General features: G+C 70.6%; 16 protein-coding genes. 12 read left to right on the top strand and 4 right to left on the bottom strand.

What is annotated here, in order from left to right; genetic code table 11:
* Positions 1-215 precede the first annotated feature (215 nt).
* Both IT347_14420 and IT347_14415 read left to right on the top strand, forming a co-directional pair.
* The gene (locus IT347_14420) at positions 216-2,876 is read left to right on the top strand and encodes a TIGR03960 family B12-binding radical SAM protein (protein MCC6350778.1); all 2,661 of its coding nucleotides are present in this window, start codon (positions 216-218) and stop codon (positions 2,874-2,876) included.
* A gap of 32 nt (positions 2,877-2,908) precedes the next feature.
* Positions 2,909-4,459, top strand: a complete 1,551-nt coding sequence (locus IT347_14415; GenBank protein MCC6350777.1) for an Rne/Rng family ribonuclease — start codon at positions 2,909-2,911, stop codon at positions 4,457-4,459.
* 79 nt (positions 4,460-4,538) lie between these two features.
* Here the strand turns inward: IT347_14415 and IT347_14410 are convergent, their stop codons facing one another.
* The gene (locus IT347_14410; GenBank protein MCC6350776.1) at positions 4,539-5,228 is read right to left on the bottom strand and encodes a hypothetical protein; all 690 of its coding nucleotides are present in this window, start codon (positions 5,226-5,228) and stop codon (positions 4,539-4,541) included.
* Positions 5,229-5,420: 192 nt separating this feature from the next.
* On the opposite strand from IT347_14410, the gene rplU reads away from it, so the two are divergent.
* From rplU to mdh, 3 genes are all read left to right on the top strand, one after another.
* Entirely contained in the window at positions 5,421-5,732 is a 312-nt protein-coding gene (rplU, locus tag IT347_14405; protein ID MCC6350775.1) for a 50S ribosomal protein L21, read from the top strand.
* A 15-nt stretch (positions 5,733-5,747) separates the two neighbouring features.
* A complete protein-coding gene (gene rpmA / locus IT347_14400) occupies positions 5,748-6,017 on the top strand; it encodes a 50S ribosomal protein L27 (GenBank protein MCC6350774.1) in 270 nt (89 codons plus the stop codon).
* 90 nt (positions 6,018-6,107) lie between these two features.
* Positions 6,108-7,055, top strand: a complete 948-nt coding sequence (mdh, locus tag IT347_14395) for a malate dehydrogenase (protein ID MCC6350773.1) — start codon at positions 6,108-6,110, stop codon at positions 7,053-7,055.
* A 314-nt stretch (positions 7,056-7,369) separates the two neighbouring features.
* On the opposite strand, the gene IT347_14390 is transcribed toward mdh, so the two are convergent.
* Together IT347_14390 and IT347_14385 are read right to left on the bottom strand one after the other, a co-directional pair.
* Entirely contained in the window at positions 7,370-8,206 is an 837-nt protein-coding gene (locus IT347_14390) for a hypothetical protein (protein MCC6350772.1), read from the bottom strand.
* A complete protein-coding gene (locus IT347_14385) occupies positions 8,203-9,189 on the bottom strand; it encodes a hypothetical protein (GenBank protein ID MCC6350771.1) in 987 nt (328 codons plus the stop codon). The genes IT347_14390 and IT347_14385 overlap by 4 nt, the downstream gene beginning before the upstream one ends.
* Positions 9,190-9,358: 169 nt before the next feature.
* Between IT347_14385 and kdsB the strand changes: the two genes are divergently transcribed.
* The 5 genes from kdsB to IT347_14360 all read left to right on the top strand — a co-directional run bounded on the left by kdsB (position 9,359) and on the right by IT347_14360 (position 14,282).
* Positions 9,359-10,111, top strand: a complete 753-nt coding sequence (kdsB, locus tag IT347_14380; protein ID MCC6350770.1) for a 3-deoxy-manno-octulosonate cytidylyltransferase — start codon at positions 9,359-9,361, stop codon at positions 10,109-10,111.
* A gap of 177 nt (positions 10,112-10,288) precedes the next feature.
* Entirely contained in the window at positions 10,289-11,974 is a 1,686-nt protein-coding gene (locus IT347_14375; protein MCC6350769.1) for a CTP synthase, read from the top strand.
* Between the two features lie 4 nt (positions 11,975-11,978).
* On the top strand, positions 11,979-12,815 hold the full coding sequence (gene kdsA, locus IT347_14370) for a 3-deoxy-8-phosphooctulonate synthase (GenBank protein ID MCC6350768.1): 837 nt from the start codon (positions 11,979-11,981) through the stop codon (positions 12,813-12,815).
* The gene (locus IT347_14365; protein ID MCC6350767.1) at positions 12,808-13,314 is read left to right on the top strand and encodes an HAD hydrolase family protein; all 507 of its coding nucleotides are present in this window, start codon (positions 12,808-12,810) and stop codon (positions 13,312-13,314) included. The genes kdsA and IT347_14365 overlap by 8 nt, the downstream gene beginning before the upstream one ends.
* 11 nt (positions 13,315-13,325) lie before the next feature.
* A complete protein-coding gene (locus IT347_14360; GenBank protein ID MCC6350766.1) occupies positions 13,326-14,282 on the top strand; it encodes a KpsF/GutQ family sugar-phosphate isomerase in 957 nt (318 codons plus the stop codon).
* 20 nt (positions 14,283-14,302) lie between these two features.
* On the opposite strand, the gene IT347_14355 is transcribed toward IT347_14360, so the two are convergent.
* On the bottom strand, positions 14,303-15,127 hold the full coding sequence (locus IT347_14355) for an alpha/beta hydrolase (protein ID MCC6350765.1): 825 nt from the start codon (positions 15,125-15,127) through the stop codon (positions 14,303-14,305).
* Positions 15,128-15,361: 234 nt separating this feature from the next.
* Between IT347_14355 and lptC the strand changes: the two genes are divergently transcribed.
* Together lptC and lptB are read left to right on the top strand one after the other, a co-directional pair.
* Complete coding sequence (lptC, locus tag IT347_14350) at positions 15,362-15,955, top strand: LPS export ABC transporter periplasmic protein LptC (GenBank protein ID MCC6350764.1); 594 nt, start codon at positions 15,362-15,364, stop codon at positions 15,953-15,955.
* Positions 15,956-15,972: 17 nt separating this feature from the next.
* Entirely contained in the window at positions 15,973-16,719 is a 747-nt protein-coding gene (gene lptB / locus IT347_14345) for an LPS export ABC transporter ATP-binding protein (protein ID MCC6350763.1), read from the top strand.
* Position 16,720 lies beyond the last annotated feature (1 nt).

Here is a 16,720-nt window from a genome sequence, read left to right as displayed (position 1 = left end):
AAATCCGTTTCGGCCGCAATCCGTTAGCGCGATTCGAGCCTTCCGCGCGGCGGGCCGCGCGTGCTACCTTGGCCCGCCATCCGGCCGCATCCCACGGCTTCCCGAACGGCCACGCCGGCACGCCCGTCCGCGCCGGCAGGCGCCCCGGGGGCGGGGCCCCGAAGTACGCCGCGTCCGGCGCGCAGAACGCTCCGCCCGAGGAGAGCCCGAGTCCGATGAGCACGAGCCTGACCGAGATCATCGAGCACCAGCTGCTGCCGAAGGTCTCGAAGCCGAACCGCTACCTGGGCAACGCGCTTCAGGATTCACCGAAGCCGCTGGCCTCGGTGGAGGTCGGCGTGCTGCTCGCGTTTCCGGACGCCTACGAGATCGGGCTCTCGAACCTCGGCATCCGCATCCTCCACCACATCGTGAACGGGCGCGCCGACGCCGCCGCCGAGATGACGTTCGCGCCGTGGCCGGACGCCGCCGCCGAGATGCAGCGCATGGGAATCCCGCTGTTCTCCAACGACAGCCACACGCCGGCGGCCGATTTCGACATCATCGGCTTCTCGCTGCAGTACGAGCTGCAGTACACGAACGTGCTGATGATGCTCGAGCTGGCCGGCCTGCCGTTGCGCACCCTCGCGCGGGACGAGCGCCACCCGCTGATCATCGCCGGCGGCGCGCAGGCCTTCAGCCCCGAGCCCATGGCGGAGTTCGTGGACGCGTTCGTGATCGGCGACGGCGAGGAGGTGATCCACGCCGTCGTGGACGCGGTGAAGCAGGCGAAGCGGGAACGCCTGCCGCGGCGCGCGCTTCTGCGCCGCCTCGCGCACGTGCCCGGCGTCTACGTGCCCTCCGGGTACGTCACCGAGGCGAGCGACGAGGGCTGGCTCGTCCCGCGCGCGCTACCCGGATTTCCGGACCGGGTGAGCTCCGTGTACACGCGCGAGCTCAAGCCGGAGTACTACCCGCCGATGCCGCTCCTGCCGGTCGGCGAGATCACCCACGACCGGCTCTCGGTCGAGGTCATGCGCGGCTGCACGCGCGGCTGCCGGTTCTGCCAGGCCGGAATGATCAACCGCCCGGTGCGCGAGAAGCCCGCGCAGCGCGTGGTCGAGGAAGTGCTGCGCGGATTGCAGGGGACGGGGCTCGAGGAAGTCTCGCTCATCTCGCTGTCCACCACCGATCACACCCAGATCGTCGAGCAGGTGAACGCGCTCGCCGACCTGCTCTGCCCGACGCGCGTGCAGCTCTCGCTGCCCTCGACGCGGCCGGACAACGTGCCCGCCGACGTGGCCACGCGCATCGCCGCGCAGAAGAAGGGCAGCATCACGCTCGCCCCGGAGGCGGGCAGCCAGCGCATGCGCGACGTCATCAACAAGAACCACTCCGAGGAGGAACTCCTGAACTCGGTCCGGACGGCGGCCCGCGAAGGCTACACGGGCGCCAAGCTGTACTTCATGTGCGGCCTGCCGACCGAGACGGACGACGACCTGCGCGCCATCCTCGAACTGGGCCATCGTGCGTGGCAGGCCGCCCGCGACGCCGGCAACCGGGCGTTCCGGATCACGGTCAGCGTCTCGCCTCTCGTCCCCAAGCCGCACACGCCGTTCGCGTGGGCGGAGCAGGTCGGGACGCGCGAGTTGCGCCGCCGCCTCGGCGTGCTTCGCGAAGCGGTGAAGGGCAGGCCGATTTCCCTGAAGTACCGCGACGCCGAAACCAGCCTGCTCGAAGGCGTTTTCACGCGCGGCGACCGCCGCCTGTGCGCCGTCGTCGAGGAGGCCTACCGGCGCGGCTGCCGGTTCGACGCGTGGTCGGAACACCTGCGCTTCGACACCTGGCTCGCGGTGTTCGCCGAGCACGGCATGGATCCGGAGCGCTGGCTGATCGGGCGTTCGACGGATCTCGACCAGCCGTGGGACTCGGTGCAGTCCCCGGTGACGAGGAAGTTCCTGGTCCGCGAGAAACTGCGCGCGGACCGGGCCGGGGTGACCGACGACTGCCGGCTCGAGGACGTCTGCTTCTCGTGCGGCGTCGTCGAGTGTCCGCAGCGCCCGTGGGTCCGCACGCCCCACGCGACGCTGGATCTGGGGGCGGCGCTCGCGTCGCTGCCGGCGCCGGCGTTCGGCCGGCGGGGGCGGCGCGCACCCGCCACCGCGGGGGGCGTGGCGACGGCCACGCGCTTCCGCATCCGGTTCGAGAAGGGCGCGGCGATGCGCTTCCTCTCGCACCTCGACCTCATGCGTACCTGGGAGCGGGCTCTTCGCCGCTCCGAGTTGCCGCTCGCTTTCACCCAGGGGCATCACCCGCACCTCAAGATGTCGTTCGGGCCGCCGCTGCCGCTGGGATTTCGTTCGCGGGCCGAAGTCTTCGATCTGGAGTTCGGCCGGCCGCCGGGCGTCGACCTCGCCGAGAGGCTGGGCGCCGTGCTGCCGGATGGACTCCGGGTCCGGGACTTCCGGCCCATTCTCTTCAAGACCCCTTCGTTGATGAGCCAGCTGGAAGGCGCGAGCTATCGCGTCCGATTCCCCCGCCCGTTCGTGGAGCAGACCGGTGACTCGCCGGCGCAACTCCTCGCGACGCTGCGGACGCGGACGGACGAACTGCTCGCGCGCGACAGCCTCGTGGTCCGGCGCGTCAGCGAGGACAAGGTACGCGAATTCGACGCCCGGCCCTCGCTGGCGGCGCTGCGAGTGGGCGACGACGAAGCTCCGGCCGTCCTGGACCTGCACCTGCGATTCACGGTGCGAGCCCAGGCCCGGCCCGACGACGTCGTCGGCCTGCTGTTCCCGGATCTCGATCCCCGCACCGTGGACGTGGAGCGCACGGAGCTGTGGGTGGAGCGCGGGAGCGATCGGCTCGACCCGATGCAGTTGCTGTCGTCGCCCTAGCCGGACGTTCGCGTCCCACGGAAGGACGCCCCGTGAAGCAGCGCATCATCATCAACGCGGACGCGTACGAGACGCGCGTCGCGATCCTCGAGCACGACGAGCTGGCGGAGCTGTTCGTCGAGCGCGCCGAGCAGCGCCGGAACGTCGGCGACGTCTACAAGGGCCGGGTCAACGCGGTCCTGCCGGGCATGCAGTCGGCCTTCGTGGATCTCGGACTGCCCAAGACCGGCTTCCTGCACGCCTCCGACCTGGCCGAGTCCCTGAGCGGACTCGAGGACCTTTCGGACGCGGACGAGACGACCGGCGACCGGCACAAGCGCCGCCGCGCGCCGATCCCCAAGATCGAGGACCACCTCAAGAAGGGGCAGGAGGTCCTGGTGCAGATCACCAAGGAGTCCATCGGCACGAAAGGCCCGCGCGTGACCCAGCAGCTCAGCCTGCCCGGCCGTTTCTGCGTGCTCATGCCGGGCGTGGACCACGTCGGGGTCTCGCGGCGCATCGAGGAGCGGGCCGAGCGCCAGCGCATCAAGGCCATCATCCACGACCTCAAGCCCCCGGGCGTCGGCCTCATCGCCAGGACCGCGGGCGAGGGCAAGGGCGACGCGGAGTACGCCGCCGACATCAAGCACCTCACGCGACTCTGGCAGCGGATCGAGAAGAAGGCCGGCGGGTCGCGCGCGCCCGCGCTGGTGCACCGCGAGCTCGAGATGACGGCGAGCCTGATTCGTGACCTGTTCACGGACGACGTCGAGGAGGTGTTCATCGACGACCGGGCTTCGTTCACCGAGATCGAGCGCTACCTGAAGGCCGTCTCGCCCGAACTCGCCGATCGCGTCCGGCACTACAAGGGCAAGGAGCCGATTTTCGACGCGTTCGGGATCGAGTCGCAGATCGAGAAGACCTTCGAGCGCAAGGTGTGGCTCAAGAAGGGCGGCTACATCTGCATTGACCACGCCGAGGCGCTGGTCGCGGTGGACGTCAACACCGGGCGATTCACCGGCAAGAAGAACCAGGAAGAGACGATCTTCCGCACCAACATGGAAGCGGCGGTCGAGGTGCCGCGCCAGCTGCGGCTGCGCGACATCGGCGGCATCATCGTCGTGGACTTCATTGACATGGAGAACGACTCGAACAAGCGCGCCGTGCTCGACACGCTGCGCAGCGAGCTGCGCAAGGACCGCGCGCGCACCAAGGCGTTCGCCGTGAGCGAGCTCGGCCTGGTCGAGATGACCCGCCAGCGCGAGCGCTCGAGCCTGCTGCACTACTACACGGAGGACTGCCCGACCTGCGGCGGGCTCGGCAAGGTGCCGAGCAGCGAGACGATGCTGGTCAAGCTCGAGCGTGCGATGCGCCGGGTGATGGCCATGGGCGGCAACCGCCGCATCACCGTCAAGGTCGCGCCCGACGTCGCGCTGTACTTCGTCGAGCAGGAGGCGCGACGGTTCTCGGAGCTCGAGAAGCGCTTCAGGATCGCGATTGACCTGAAGGACGATCCGCAGCTCAAGCGCGGCGAGATGAAGCTCTTCAGCGAGAAGAAGCAGGACCTGACGAAGCAGGTCGTCGGGGCCGTGCCGGGGACGTAGCCGGGAAACGCGTCCCGGCGCCGGCGCGAGCGGCGCCGGGGACGCGGGCGGCGCGCAGCGCCCTGGCGGCCGGCGCGGGCTACGGCCGGATCACGCGGAAGCTGAGCGGGCGCTGCAGCCGTTCGAAGCCGCTGCGCGAGGGGTACGGCATGTCGGCGATCACGCGTTCGAGCGCGCGGATGCGGTTGAGCTCGTCGATGCCGGCGCGGTTGGCCGGCGGACCGTCCACGACCAGCACCAGCCGCAGCGGCAGACGCAGGTAGTTCCAGGCCTCGGCGGCCGATCGCGTCGGCGGGTAACCGGGGAGGACGACGATCAGGTCGGCGCCCTCGGGCAGGAGCGCCTGCGCGAGCGGCTGCAGCGCCTCGTAGCCCGCCGGCCATTCGCTGAGCGCGACGACCACGTGCTGGACCGAGGTCAGGCTCATGAGGTCGCCGAGGTCCCGCACCGAGGGCAGCCGGCCGAAGACGACCGACGTGCCGAAGCCGGGGTCGTTCGTGTCCAGCAGCAGGGGGAGCGCCGTGAGCGGCGGAAGGGCCTCGGTCCCGGCGGGCGCGGTCGCCGCGCGCTCGTCGGTCGCGACGACATGGCGGAGCGTGTCGTAGGCCGCCGCCGGGGCCGGCTGCACGTGCCCGCGACCAGTCGCCGGCGCGTCGTCGGCGGCCCCGGTGAGAGGCGCGGCGGCGAGAAGGGTCAGGCAGGCGAGGAGCCGAAGCGCCGAAGGTCCTGCGGCCGCTCGGGTGGTCCGGCGCACCGGAATAGCGTTCATCGGCTGGGTCCTCCGTCGGTTCGGGTGAACGGGCCGCAGTTTGACATCGCTTTGCGCCGCATGCTACAAACTCCCGTTCCGCAACCACCCTGCCGGCCCGTCCAGTCCGGCGGGCGCCACGGTGTGCCGGCATCCCGCCGGCGCGTCGCCGCGCGGGAGTATCCCGCGGCTTTCATGGAGAGTTACGCGATCATGTACGCGATCGTCGACATCAACGGTGTCCAGCAGAAGGTCACGCCGGACGAGGTGCTGAACGTGCCGCTCATGCCCGGCGAGCCGGGCTCGAAGGTCACCTTCGACCGCGTGCTGCTCGTCGGCGACGGCGAGAAGATCTCCCTCGGCCAGCCCACGGTGAAGGGCGCGAAGGTCGCGGTCGAGATCCTCGAACACCTGCGCGGACCCAAGCTCAAGATCTTCAAGTTCAAGCGTCGCCGCGAATACCGCCGCCGCAAGGGGCACCGCGACGAACTCACGCGAATCCGCGTCACCGCCATTTCGGCGTAAGCACGAGGTCGTTCCATGGCTCACAAAAAAGGTCAGTCCAGCACCAAGAACGGCCGCGAGTCCCACGCGCAAAGACTCGGCGTGAAGAAGTTCGGCGGCGAGCTCGTGCGCACGGGCATGATTCTCGTCCGCCAGCGCGGCACCGTCATGCACCCGGGCACCAACGTCGGGCTCGGCAGGGACGACACGCTGTTCGCGCTCGCGGACGGTAAGGTGCACTTCACGCGCTTCGGCAAGACGCGCAAGAAGGTTCATGTGCTGCCGGTGCCGGCCGAGGCCCACTAGCTCTTCGCATCGCAGGATCCCCGCCGCCATCGGTCGCAAACGACCGTGGCGGCGTTTCGGTTTCAGTCGATCGCCAACCGGAGGTCTTCCGTGAAGAACAAGGTCGCCGTCATCGGCGCGGGTAACGTGGGAGCGAGCGCGGCACTGTTCGTGGCCGAGCGCGGGCTCGCCGACGTGGTGCTCATTGACCGTCCGGAGATGGACGGCATGCCGCAGGGCAAGGCCCTCGACATGCAGCAGGCCGCGACGCTGTGGCACAAGGGCGGCACGATCACCGGGGCGACGGACCTCGCGGCCGTGAAGGGCGCGAACGTCGTCATCATGACGGCCGGCTTCCCGCGCAAGCCCGGCATGTCGCGCAGCGACCTGCTCAAGGCGAACGCCGAGATCATCGTGCCCGCGGCGCAGGCCGTGAAGCAGCACGCGCCCGACGCCTACGTGGTCGTGGTGACGAACCCGCTCGACGTGATGGCGTGGCTGTTCTGGAAGACCACGGGCTTCCCCAAGCACCGCGTCGTCGGCATGGCCGGCATCCTGGACTCGGCCCGCTTCCGCGCGTTCCTCGCGATGGAACTGGGCGTCTCCGGCACCGACGTCCAGGCGATGGTGCTCGGCGGCCACGGCGACTCGATGGTGCCGCTGCCCAAGTACACGACCGTCGGCGGCATCAGCGTGTCGGATCTGGTCCCGGCCGACCGCCTGGCCTCGATCATCGAGCGCACGCGCAATGGCGGCGCCGAGATCGTGAAGCTGCTCAAGACGGGCTCGGCTTACTACGCGCCGGCGATGAGTGCGGTCGAGATGGCCGAGGCCATTCTGACCGACCAGAAGCGCCTGGTCCCGTGCAGCGTGCTGCTCGAGGGCGAGTACGGGCTGAACAACCTGTTCATCGGCGTCCCCGTGATGCTCGGCGGCAAGGGCGTGGAGAAGATCGTGCCCCTGCAGCTCGACGCCGCGGAGCTGGCCGCGCTGACCAAGTCGGCCAGGGACGTGAGCGAGATGATCGCCGAGCTGGAGGGCGCCGCGAAGGCGGGCTGAGCCAGCCTCAGGCTTGGCAGGGAAGTGCAACGCCCGCGGAACGAATGTTCCGCGGGCGTTCGCGTGGGTGGGCTCGTCCGAATGCCGTTTGCGACACGTCATCGTCGTCGGCACTTCGTCTTGCGAAGTCGCAGCCAGCCCCGTCGTCGGGCATCGAAGTCGCGCAAGCCGGATGACGCCGGCAGGGCAGCGCACGAATTCCCCCAGCCCGAACGCAGGGTGGATCGAGGTGTCCGAGGGTGGAGTTCCCCCGTTTGGGTGGACAGATGAGGACCGCGGGTGATCTGTAGCCGCGGGAAGTGTCCTCCCCGGGCTCAGGCCGTGGTCGCCGGAGCCTCGAGCACTTTCACCCAGTTCGGTCGCTCGTAGGCATCGCGGAATCCCATCCGCCGCAGGTTGTGCGTCGAGGGATTCGGCTTCTCGGGTGTGTCGGCGGCGGTTTCGACCACGCACCAGCGGCAACCGAATTCGCGCGCGGCCTCGAGTCTCGCCGCGATGGTGGCGCTCTGCGCGCCGCGGCCGCGTAACGCCGCCCGGGTCGCGGCGTAGCCGAACCAGGCCGCGTCGCCCTGCGCGTGCAGGCCGCCGACACCGGCCAGCGCGTCGCCGTCGAACGCTCCGAAGAACCGCCAGCCCGGCCGGCCGACCAGCCGCGCGTTCCACACGGCGATGGCCGGGGGATGTTTGAACGCCTCGGCGTTCACACGGCCGAACTCCTCCGCGTGCGGGCCCCCGAGCTCGGCGACGCGCAGATCGGTGCGCGCCTGCGGCACGTCGCCAACCTCGCGCACGAGCCGGATCCAGTGGTTGTGCCGGTAGAAGCCCCGCTCACCGAGTCGTTCCGCGAGATCGGCGGGCTCGGCGCCCGGGGCGAGCGGAACCATGAAGCGCTTCGCGCCGAGGTCGCGGAATCGCGCCTCGGCGGCGTCGAGCGCGTCCAGGTCCGCGGGTTGCGTCACGCCCAGCCCGATCACGCGGTTGAAGGCGAGCACGTCCGCGGCCGCCAGATGCACGAGCAGCGTGCCGTTCGCTCGCTGGCATCCGACGCGCGCCTCGCTCGCGAAGTCGGCCGGGACGGCGCGAAACGCCGACTCGGTCGCATCCATTTCGCCGAGCTCGGCGGCGCGGACGAGCTCGGGCGAAAGCGTCACCGGCCCGGAACCGGCTCGCCGCGGAGCATCGCCAGCAGCACGGGGTAGGAGCGATCGATCCGGGCGCCGACCTGCACCGGGTCCACCATGTCGTGCTCGACCGAGTCGCTGTACGCGAACGTGTGCTCGCGCACGTGAGCGCCGGCCGCGCGGAAGCGCTCCGCGAGCCGGTGTGGCGGGTCGTTGCTCACGGCGTGGTCGTACCCCGTCGTGACCACCGCGAACTCGCGCGTGCGCGGGGCGTGCTTCGCCAGGTCGCGCATCACCTCCTCGCCCAGCCGGTACGTCTCGCCCATCGCGCGCGTCGAGAAGCGCGGGTAGCACTGCACGGGCCCGCCGAGGTTCTCCTTCGCCTTGTCGTCCCACCAGACGAACTGGTTGGGGAGGTTGAGTGCGGTCCGCGTCAGGATGGGCGCGATCCAACCGGGCTTCCAGGGCGGCGCGAACGCGGGCGCGATCGCCACGACGCGGTCCAGCCCTTCCAGGTTCACCGCGGCCCACGAGGCGGCGACGCCGGTCGTCGAGAGCCCGCACACGATGAGCGTGTCGCCCAGGCCGCGCGCGATGCCCGCGCATTCCGACACGAGCGCGACGGTCTCCTCGGCTCGAACGTTGGCGAGGTCGGTCGTCATGCGGTTCGCGAGGCCGTGGTGGTCCATCCGCGGCACCAGCACGTTGTCGCCGCCGGCGCGCAGGGACTCGGCGAGCGCCATGAACTGGAGCGGGCAGTTCGTGATGCCGTGCAGGAGCACGAACGCGCGGGGCGACCTCGCGCCGGTGAGCAGCGCGGTCGTGCCGCAGCCCGGGTGCAGCGCCAGCGTGTCGCGGGAGAGGAACTCGAACAGGCGGCCGACCGCCTCGTCGTAGTCCGCGGCCGCGTGATACTCCGGCGCCCGCACCGGCGCGGGCGGGCGCAGCAGCCACGCGACGCCCGCGAGGACCAGCACAACGACGACGATGAGGACGCGGGACGCAAGACGCATGGGCGCGCAGTCTAGTGGCACGTCGTGCCGGTCGGCCAGCGATTCCCGATGCTTCGCGGAAGTTCGGCGGGCGCATCGGGGGCCTGCCTCGCGCAGCGCGGCACGCCCGGGCGGGAGCCCGCGCCGGCGCCTTCGACACACTCCGGCGGGCGTGCTAGCTTGCCATCCCGTGCTCACGGGAAAGACCCACAACCGCCGCGCCGTTCTGGGCGTGATACCCGCCCGGTACGGCGCGTCCCGTTTTCCGGGCAAGCCGCTCGCTCCTCTCTGGGGCCGGCCGATGATCCAGCACGTCTGGGAACGCGCCCGCGCGGCGCGCGGCATCGACGAGCTGGTGATCGCGACCGACGACGACCGCATCGAGCGCGTGGCCCGCGCCTTCGGCGCAGCCGTCGAGCGCACCTCGCCCGACTGCGCGAGCGGCACCGACCGCGCGGCCGAGGTGGCGCGCCGTCGCCCGGACGCCGACGTGGTGCTCAATATCCAGGGCGACGAGCCCGAGCTCGAGACCGAGGCGGTCACTCGGCTCGTCGCGGCCATGCGCGCCGACGACTCGGTCCGCATGGGCACGATCGCGCACCGCGAACCGGACCTGGTCGCGATGGCGAACGAGAACGTGGTCAAGGTGGTCCTGGACGACGCGGGCTTCGCGCTCTACTTCTCGCGCGCCGACCTCGCCAGCGCTTCGAAGGGCGGGCCCGCGCTCCGCCACGCGGGCGTGTACGCGTTCCGGCGCGAGCTGCTGCTGGAGTTCGCGTCGTGGCCGCCGGGCAAGCTCGAGCTGGCCGAGCGTCTCGAGCAGTTGCGCGCGGTGGAGCGCGGCGTGCGCATCCGGGTGGTGCTGGGGGAGCGGCCGTTCGCGGGAGTGGACACGCCGGAGCAACTGGCCGCGCTCGAAGCGCGCGGAGCTCCGGCGACATGACGTGCAGGCCGCCCGAAGCCAGACCCAGCCCGGGCGCCATCTCTAGATGTAGAGGCCAGCCGCCATAGATTTTCAGGCGAGGCACGACAAGCACTTAGGGCTTTCATTTCGAGTGGATTCGCAGGAGCTTCCGGCCAGGCCGCGGGCGGGACCCGCGCCGCAGACAGGAAGGGATTCATGGCCAAGATCGTCGTCGTCACGGGAGGCGTGGTCTCGTCGCTCGGCAAGGGCATCGCCGCGGCGTCGCTGGGGCTGCTGCTCAAGGCGCGCGGCTTCCGGGTCACCATCCAGAAGCTCGACCCGTACCTGAACATCGATCCGGGCACGATGAGCCCCTTCCAGCACGGCGAGGTGTTCGTCACCGACGACGGCGCCGAGACCGACCTGGACCTCGGGCACTACGAGCGGTTCACGAACGCGTCGGTGACGCGCAGCCACAACGTCACCGCCGGGCAGATCTACGACTCGATCCTCTCGCGCGAGCGCCGCGGCGACTACCTGGGGCGCACCGTGCAGGTCATCCCGCATGTCACCGACGAGATCAAGAAGCGCATTCACTCGCTGTCGCTGACCACCGGGGCCGACGTCCACATCGTCGAGATCGGCGGCACGGTGGGCGACATCGAGTCGCTGCCGTTCCTCGAGGCGGTGCGGCAGCTCAAACTCGAGCATCGTCGCGACGTGCTGTTCGTGCACGTGACGCTCGTGCCGTTCATCAAGGCGGCGGGCGAGGTGAAGACCAAGCCCACGCAGCACTCGGTGAAGGAGCTGCGCGAGATCGGCATCCAGGCCGACGTGCTGCTGTGCCGCAGCGAACTCGACCTGGACTCGGAGGTGCGCGAGAAGATCGCGCTCTTCTGCAACGTCCCGACCGAGGCCGTGATCGCGGCGAAGGACGTGAAGAGCATCTACGAAGTGCCCGGGGTCTTCCATGCGGGCGGGCTGGACTCGCTGGTGGTGGATCGCCTCGGCCTTCCGGACGGAAACGCGCAGCCGCCCGATCTTGCGGCCTGGCACGACTTCGTCGCGCGCGTCACGCACCCCGAGAAGTCGTGCGAGATCGCCGTCGTCGGCAAGTACACCCACGTCCGCGACGCCTACAAGAGCATCATCGAATCGTTCATCCACGCCGGCGCCGCGAACCGGGCGCGCGTCCACCTGCGCTGGGTCGAGAGCACCGACGTCGAGAAGGACGGCGCGGCGGCGCGGCTCGCGGACGTGGACGGCGTCCTCGTGCCAGGCGGCTTCGGCGAGCGCGGCATCCAGGGCAAGATCGAGGCGGTCCGCTTCGCGCGCGAGAAGAGCATTCCCTATTTCGGGATCTGCCTGGGCATGCAGGTGGCGACGATCGAGTTCGCCCGGCACGTCGTCGGCTGGGCAGACGCGAACTCGAGCGAGTTCGACCCCTCGAGCGAACACAAGGTGATCGACCTGCTCGCCGACCAGGCGGGCGTGACCGACAAGGGCGGGACGATGCGCCTGGGTTCGTACCGCTGCTCGCTGCGCGACGGCAGCCTCGCGGCGCGCGCCTACGGCCGGTCCGAGATCGAGGAGCGTCATCGCCACCGCTACGAATTCAACAACCGTTACACGGCGCAGCTGCAGTCGCGCGGGCTGGTGCTGTCGGGCAAGTGCGTCGGGCGCGAACTGGTCGAGATCGTCGAGCTGCCCGACCACCCGTGGTTCCTCGCGGTGCAGTTCCACCCCGAACTGAAGAGCCGGCCGTTCGATCCGCACCCGCTGTTCACCGACTTCGTACGCGCCTCGCTCGAGCGCCGCCGCGCCCGGCTGGGCGACGATTCCTACCGGCCCTCCCTCGAGCCGAGCGACGAGAGCGAGGCCACCGGGGCCCACCCGAGGTGAGCGCATGGCCGCTGCCCACCGCTTCCTGATCGGGTCCGCCGACGCGGGCGGCCCTCGGCTGCTGGTCGTGGCCGGGCCGTGCGTGGTCGAGAACGCGGACCTGTGCCTGCGCGTCGCCGAGCGCCTCAGGTCGCTGTGCGCGGCGCGCGAGCTGCCGTTCGTGTTCAAAGCGTCCTATCGCAAGGCGAACCGCTCGAGCGCGCAGGCGTTCACGGGGCTCGCCGCCGACGAGGCGCTCGCGGCCCTGGCGCGCGTGAAACGCGAGCTGGGCGTTCCCGTGCTGACGGACGTGCACGAACGGGCGGAGGTGGGCGCGGCGGCCGAGGTGGCGGACGCGCTGCAGATTCCGGCGTTCCTCTGCCGGCAGACGGACCTGCTGGTCGCGGCCGCGAAATCCGGTCGCGCGGTCAACGTCAAGAAGGGCCAATTCCTCGCGCCCTCCGACATGGCGCACGCGATCGGCAAGGTGACGGGGGCGGGCGGCGCGGGCGTGCTGCTGACCGAGCGGGGAACGACGTTCGGGTACGGCGACCTGGTCGTGGACATGCGCGGACTGGTCGTCCTGCGCGAACTGGGCTGGCCGGTGCTGTTCGACGCGACGCACAGCCTGCAGCGTCGCGACGGGTCCGGTGCGGAGACCGGCGGTGAGCGGCGTTTCGCGTTTCCGCTCATGCGCGCGGCCGTCGCCTGCGGCGTGGACGGCCTGTTCTTCGAGACGCACCCCGACCCGGCGCACGCGCTGAGCGACGCGGCGACGCAGCTGCCGCTCGATCAGGCGGCGGCGTTCCTCGACGAGGCCTGTCGCGTGCGCGACGCGGTGGAAGGGGGGGCACGTGCCTGAGGCGGCGGTTCGCATCCTGTTCCTGGACCTCGACGGCACGCTCACCGACGGCGTGATCGGCTTCGCCCGCGACGGGGATTTCCGGAACTTCCACGTGCGCGACGGGCTCGCGCTCGAGTGGGCTCGCGGTCTGGACGTGCTGCCGGTCGTGATCTCGGGACGCATGTCGTACGCCGCCGAAGCGCGCATGCACGACCTGCAGCTCGAGCACTACCTCGGCGTCCACGACAAGGTCGCCGTCGCCGAAACGGTGCTCGCGCGCGAGGGCGCGGACTGGGCGGCGTGCGCCATGATCGGCGACGACCTGCCGGACCTGCCGCTCCTGCGGCGCGTCGGCTGGCCGATCGTCGTGGCCGACGCGGTCCCGGAGCTGCACCCGGTCGCCCGGACCGTCACCGTGGCGAAGGCCGGCGCCGGCGCGGTGCGCGAGGCGGTCGAGGCGATCCTCAAGCGGAACGGCACGTGGTCGAAGGTGCTGGCGCGCTACGAGGCCCCGTGATGGCGAAGTCCCTGCTGGCGATCGCGAAGAACGTGATCCGCACCGAGGCGCGCGCGCTGGCCGGGCTCGAGGATCGTCTCGGTCCCGAATTCGAGAAGGCGGTGGGCCTGCTGGCCTCCTGTCGCGGCAAGGTGGTCGTCTCCGGCGTGGGCAAGAGCGGGCTCATCGGCCAGAAGATCGCCGCGACGCTGACCAGCACGGGAACCCCGGCGATCTTCCTGCATCCGGCCGACGCCATGCACGGCGACGCGGGGCTGTTCGCGCCGGGGGAGGTGGCGCTGTTCATCTCGAAGAGCGGCGCGACCGAGGAGCTGCTGGCCCTGATGCCCTACCTCGAGCGTCACGGCATCCCGATGGTGAGCGTCGTCACCCAGCCCGATTCGCCGCTCGCGAAGCGCAGCGCCGCCACGCTGGTGCTCGGGCCGGTCACCGAGGCGTGCCCGCTGGACCTCACGCCGACGACCAGCGTCACGCTGACGCAGGTCATGGGCGACTGCCTGGCGATCGCGCTGATGGAGCTGCGCGGATTCGCTCCGGAGGACTTCCGCTTCCTGCACCCCGGCGGCGTTCTCGGCCGCTCGGCCGCCCGGCGCGTGCGCGAGCTGATGCACTCGGGCGAAGCGATGCCGAGCGTGCAGCCCTCGGCGGGCCTGCGCGACGTCATGCTCGAGATCATGCACAAGCGGCTCGGCATCACGACCGTGCTCGACGGCCACGGCAAACTCGAGGGGGTCGTGACGGACGGCGACTTCAAGCGCATCCTGATGAAGCACCGCGATCCGTGGGAGCTCACCGCCGCCGAGGTGATGTCGGCCACGCCGTCGGTCATCGGACCCGACGCGCTGGTGGCGAGCGCCGTGCGCGCGATGGAGGAGCGCGACGGCGGTCCCATCACCGCGCTCGTGGTGGTGGACGACCGGCGCCGGCCGCTCGGCATCCTGCACCTGCACGACTGCCTGCGCGGCTGAGCGCGGGCCGACCGCACGGTTCAGGAGCCGGCGGAGAGGAACTCGAGGACCTTCGCGTTGACGAGTTCCGGCTGCTCGAGCATGGCGCCGTGCGAGGCGCCGGGAACGATCCAGGTCCGGGCGCCTGGAATCGCGCGCGCCAGCGCCGCCGTGTGCGCGGGCCGCACGACGTCGTGCTCGCCCGCGCAGATGAGGCAGCGGGCGCGGATGCGTCCGAGATCCGCGGCCGTCCAGCGCGGCTGCGTGCGCCACAACTCGAGGATCTTCGCCATCGCGCGTTCGTAGTTCCCGGGCTGCGGGTTGAGCTTCGTCCAGCCCTCGCGCATGCCGGCGCCGAAGCTGTCGGGCGTGGCGGTCTGGTTCCAGCGCACGTCGGCGGGTTCGAGCCCGTCGGGCCGGAAGTTCGCACCGAAGGTGACCAGGTGCGCCACGCGGCCGGGGTGGTGCATCGCGAGGTCGAGCCCGATGTTGCCGCCGTCGCTCCAGCCCATGATGTCCACGCGCTTCAGCCCGAGCCGGTCGAGCAGGGCGAGGACGTCCTCGGCCATGCCGTGATAGGTGAGCGGCCCGGGCCGGTCGGTCGTGCGGCCCTGGGCCCGGCAGTCGGGAACGATCACGAGGTGGGTGGCGGCGAACGCCGGAACCTGCTTCTCGAACTGCATCCCGTTTCCGGCTCCGCCGTGCAGCAGGAGCAGCGGCGGACCCGAGCCGTGCAGCTCGTAGTACATGCGGATGCCGCGAAGCTCGGCATGGTGGCCGGCGGCGGACGCGTCCGCGCCCCGGGCGGGCGCGGGCGCGAGCGCGGCCATCAGCATGCAGGCGAGCAGAACGCGAGCGGAGCGCATGGCGGCGCACGTTAGCACGCGCCGGAGGGCGTGCGGTCACCGTGGAATCGAGTCGTCTCCGACGTTCTCAGTCCCGCATCAAGTTCGGCCCACCCGGACCCGATAAGTTCAAGGCAGGTGAAGCACTTGCGAGTGGCACAGGCCGTGCTTGCCACGCTGTGGCCTGCTTGCTAGCGTGGCCTCGGACGTGTCGCGCGCAGCGCTGCGACGTTCGAGGCCGACCGGAAGCCATCCATGAGAGCACGCCGTACCCATTTCGCTCGCGGGCGCGCCGCGTTGCTGGTCGCCGCATTCGCGGCGGTGACGGCCGCGGGGTGCAACGGCCTGCCGCGGGCGAACCCGATGCGCAGCCAGGGCGAGATGCCGGACCAGGAGGTCACGGACTTCGTGCTGACGGAAACCGACGCCGGGCACCCGGAATGGACCCTTTATTCGAAGTGGGCCGCCACCTACACGGCCCGCAACGTCGTCGTGGCGAGGGACATCCGCGTGGACTTCTTCGACGAAAAGGGCGTCCGGTCCTCGGAGCTGACCGCGCGCGAGGGCGAGATCCAGCAGGAGACCCGCGACATGACCGCGCGCGGCAACGTCGTCCTGCGCACGACCGAAGGCACACGCATGACGACGGACGAGATTCACTTCGGCAATCGCGAGCAGCAGATCACGTCCGACCGGCTCGTCCGGGTCGAACGTCAGGGCGACGTCCTCGAGGGCATCGGATTCACAAGCGACCCCAACCTGCGCCATTTCGAGTTCCGCTCGCGGGTGAACGCCACGGTCCGGAGCAAGTCCGGCGCGATCCTCGAATCGCGGGAGGGACGCAAGTGACCCAGGCCCTTCCCGAGATTCCGTCCGCCACGCCGGTCGCGACCGGCGGGCTCGTGGCCGAAGGACTCGAGCGCTACTACGGCAAGTGGCGTGTCGTCTCGGACGTGTCGTTGCACGTGCGCCGGGGCGAGGTCGTCGGGCTGCTCGGTCCGAACGGCGCCGGCAAGTCCACGACCTTCCACATGATCGTCGGCCTGCTCAGGCCCAACGCGGGCACCATCCGACTCGACGGACGGGACATCACCAACGAGCCCGTGTACCGGCGCGCGCGACTCGGGCTGGGCTACCTGGCGCAGGATCCGAGCATCTTCCGCCGGCTGACCGTGCGCGAGAACGTGCTCGCGGTCCTCGAGACCATGAAGCTGACGCCCGCGGAGAGGGAGACGCGGCTGGCCCAGCTGCTCGAGGACCTCAACCTGACCCACCTGGCCGGTCGTCAGGCGCACAAGCTTTCCGGCGGAGAGCGCCGCCGTGTCGAAATCACCCGGGCGCTCGCGCGCCGGCCCTCGTTCATGCTGCTCGACGAGCCGTTCGTCGGCATTGATCCGATCGCGGTCGAGGAGATCCAGGAGATCATCCATCGGCTCCGGGGCCGTGGCCTCGGCGTCCTCATCACCGACCACAACGTGCGCGTGACCCTGAACACGACCGACCGCTCGTACATCATGTTCGACGGCCGGATTCAGCTGGCGGGCTCCCCGCAGGAGCTCGCGGACAATCCGCTCGCACGGCAGTACTATCTCGGCGAAGGCTTCACCCTCTAGG

The sequence above is a fragment of the Candidatus Eisenbacteria bacterium genome, assembly GCA_020847735.1.
In the GTDB taxonomy this organism is placed as follows: Bacteria; Eisenbacteria; RBG-16-71-46; order RBG-16-71-46; family RBG-16-71-46; genus CAIXRL01.
Note: the sequence above shows the minus strand (reverse complement) of the source record. Positions and strands in the feature narration are given on the sequence as shown.

Excerpts from the sequence above, each read along its gene's own strand:
- IT347_14420 (MCC6350778.1), top strand. The coding sequence starts at position 216 with ATGAGCACGAGCCTGACCGAGATCATCGAGCACCAGCTGCTGCCGAAG.
- IT347_14410 (MCC6350776.1), bottom strand. The coding sequence starts at position 5,228 with ATGAACGCTATTCCGGTGCGCCGGACCACCCGAGCGGCCGCAGGACCT.
- rplU (MCC6350775.1), top strand. The coding sequence starts at position 5,421 with ATGTACGCGATCGTCGACATCAACGGTGTCCAGCAGAAGGTCACGCCG.
- rpmA (MCC6350774.1), top strand. The coding sequence starts at position 5,748 with ATGGCTCACAAAAAAGGTCAGTCCAGCACCAAGAACGGCCGCGAGTCC.
- IT347_14385 (MCC6350771.1), bottom strand. The coding sequence starts at position 9,189 with ATGCGTCTTGCGTCCCGCGTCCTCATCGTCGTCGTTGTGCTGGTCCTC.
- IT347_14375 (MCC6350769.1), top strand. The coding sequence starts at position 10,289 with ATGGCCAAGATCGTCGTCGTCACGGGAGGCGTGGTCTCGTCGCTCGGC.
- kdsA (MCC6350768.1), top strand. The coding sequence starts at position 11,979 with ATGGCCGCTGCCCACCGCTTCCTGATCGGGTCCGCCGACGCGGGCGGC.
- IT347_14355 (MCC6350765.1), bottom strand. The coding sequence starts at position 15,127 with ATGCGCTCCGCTCGCGTTCTGCTCGCCTGCATGCTGATGGCCGCGCTC.
- lptC (MCC6350764.1), top strand. The coding sequence starts at position 15,362 with ATGAGAGCACGCCGTACCCATTTCGCTCGCGGGCGCGCCGCGTTGCTG.